This window comes from Arenimonas sp. (assembly GCF_019459675.1).
GTDB lineage: Bacteria > Pseudomonadota > Gammaproteobacteria > Xanthomonadales > Xanthomonadaceae > Arenimonas.
Genome location: NZ_JAIBFH010000334.1, coordinates 1 through 2489, shown reverse-complemented (window position 1 = coordinate 2489; position 2489 = coordinate 1). Strand labels below are relative to the sequence as shown.

Genomic DNA, 2489 nt, shown 5'->3' with positions numbered 1-2489 from the left:
CCCCACCCACCACCCCCTCCCCCCCCCCCCCCGGGCCCTGGCGCCGGCGGCCGCCCTGCTGCACGACGAAGCCGCCACGCTCGCCCAGGCGCAGTCCAGCAGCGACCCGCACTCGCCCTGGTCGATCGGCGACGGCTGGCGGCTGGGCCACGCCAGCGACCGCCTGCTGTGCTTCACCTATCGCAACGAACGCATCGAACTGCACTCGCGCGGCAGCGCCGGCGACTACCGCCTGCTTGATGCCGGCGTCGAAACCCTGATCCGCGGCGCCCGCTACGTGGACGGCCGCCTGGTGGCGGAAGTGGACGGCCGCCAGTGGCGCATGCGCGCCCGTGCCGACACCCAGGCGGTGACCGTGCACGACGGCCAGCGCCGCGTGCGCCTGGACCGCGTGCCCGCCTTCCGCTTCGAGGGCAATGCCGCCGCCGGCCTGGGCGACCGCATCAGCGCGCCGATGCCCGGCCGCATCGTGGTGATCAAGGCCACGCCCGGCCAGGATGTCGCCGAAGGCGAGGAGCTGCTGGTGATGGAAGCGATGAAGATGGAGCTGAGCCTGCGCGCCCCGCGCGCCGGCCGCGTGGCGGCGGTGCAGGCCGCCGCCGGTGACTTCGTCGACGCCGACGCCGTGCTGGTCAGGCTGGAGGCGGCGCCGTGAGCCTGCCCACCCGGGTCCGCATCGTCGAAGTCGGCCCGCGCGACGGGCTGCAGAACGAGAAGACCATCATCGCCGCCGCCGACAAGATCGAACTGATCAACCGGCTGTCGGACACCGGCCTGCGCAGCATCGAAGCCACCAGCTTCGTCAGCCCCAAGTGGGTGCCGCAGCTGGCCGACGCGGCCGAGGTGTATGCCGGCATCACGCGCCGGGACGGCGTGGCCTACCCGGTGCTGGTGCCCAACCTGCAGGGCTATGAGCGGGCCCGCGCCGTCGGCGCTACCGAGGTGGCCGTGTTCAGCGCCGCCTCGGAGGCCTTCAACCGCAAGAACATCAACGCCTCCATCGACGAGAGCATCGAACGATTCCTGCCGGTGCTGGAACGTGCTGCCGCCGACCAGGTCAAGGTGCGCGGCTACGTGTCCACCGTGCTGGGCTGCCCCTACCAGGGCGACGTGGCGGTGGCCGACGTGGTCCGGGTTGCGCGGCGCATGCATGCGCTGGGCTGCTACGAGATTTCGCTGGGCGACACCATCGGCATGGGCACGCCGGGCAAGGCCCGGGCGATGCTGCGCGCGGTGGCCGGCGAAGTGCCCATGGCGGCCCTGGCCGTGCACTTCCATGACACCCGCGGCCAGGCGCTGGCCAACATACTGGCCTGCCTGGAAGAAGGCGTGGCCGTGGTGGACGCCGCCATCTCTGGCACGGGTGGCTGCCCCTACGCGCCAGGCGCCAGCGGCAACGTCGCCAGCGAGGACGTGGTTTACATGCTTGAAGGCATGGGCATCGATACCGGCGTGGACCTGGCGAAGCTGGTGGCGACGGGCCGCTGGCTGGCAGCGCGGCTGGGCCGCGCATCGGGCAGCAAGGTGACGCTGGCCGCCCACTGACATCGCGGCCACCGGCGCCCGGTGTATGCTCGGAACACACTTTGCGGATCCTCGGCCAACGGCGGTATGGACCACGACAACCCGACTTCCAACGCCGCGCACGGCGCCTCCGCCGACGTCCGACGTTCGCGCGACAACCCGACGGTGGCGCGGCTCGAGGCGCTGATCAACACAGGCGGCGCCGGCGCCGACCCGGTATTCCTGTCCGAAATCCTGGCCTGCCTGCATGGCCTGCAGCGCGAAGCGGACAGCGTCCGCCGCCGATACCAGAGCCTGTTCAACGCGGTCCCCGACCCGATCAGCATCATTGACGCCGACGGCCGCATCGTCGACCTCAACCGCGCCGGCGAGAAGGCTTACCAGCGCCAGCGCAGCGAACTGATCGGCAAGTTCGTGCACGCCATCAACCCCGACCTGCCCGCCAACCACATGCTGCCCGTGCTAGAAGCGCTGGCCCGCGACGAAACCTACGTGATCGAGGTCAACAACACCCGCGGCGACGGCAGCCTGTTCCCGGTGGAAGTGCACTCGGCCAGCTTCCACGACGGCCCTCACCGCCACGTCATTGCCGTGGCGCGCGACCTGAGCCGGCGGCAGGAAGCCGAGCTGAACTACCACGCGCTGCTGGTGGCCATCGACAAGGGCGTGCTGTTCCAGGGCTTCGACGGACGCGTGCTTTCGGCCAATCCCGCCGCCTATCGACTGCTGGGGCTGGACGAGGGCCTGGACGTAGCCGCCAGCCTGCGCTTCGACGACTGGATGGTGATCGACCACCGCGGCTACCCGATGCGCTTCCGCGACCTGCCGCCGCTCAAGGCGCTGGCCTCCGGGAAGATCGTCGAAAGTACGCTGCTGGGCCTGTACCACCATCGCCGCAAGCAGTTGACCTGGGTGTCGGCCACGTCGGTACCGCAGTTCCACGCCGGCAGCAGCAAGCCGCACCA

Annotated in this window: 3 protein-coding genes; all 3 read left to right on the top strand. The window is 70.7% G+C overall.

Features of this window, described 5'->3' with window-relative positions; all coding sequences use genetic code 11:
- Window positions 1-655 (top strand): biotin/lipoyl-containing protein (locus tag K0M70_RS11195; protein WP_290781939.1); only part of this gene is annotated, 655 nt, incomplete at its 5' end.
- 2 nt (window positions 656-657) lie between these two features.
- Entirely contained in the window at window positions 658-1545 is an 888-nt protein-coding gene (locus K0M70_RS11190; protein ID WP_290781940.1) for a hydroxymethylglutaryl-CoA lyase, read from the top strand.
- Between the two features lie 66 nt (window positions 1546-1611).
- The coding region (locus K0M70_RS11185) for a PAS domain S-box protein (protein WP_290781938.1) at window positions 1612-2489 on the top strand (878 nt) is incomplete at its 3' end.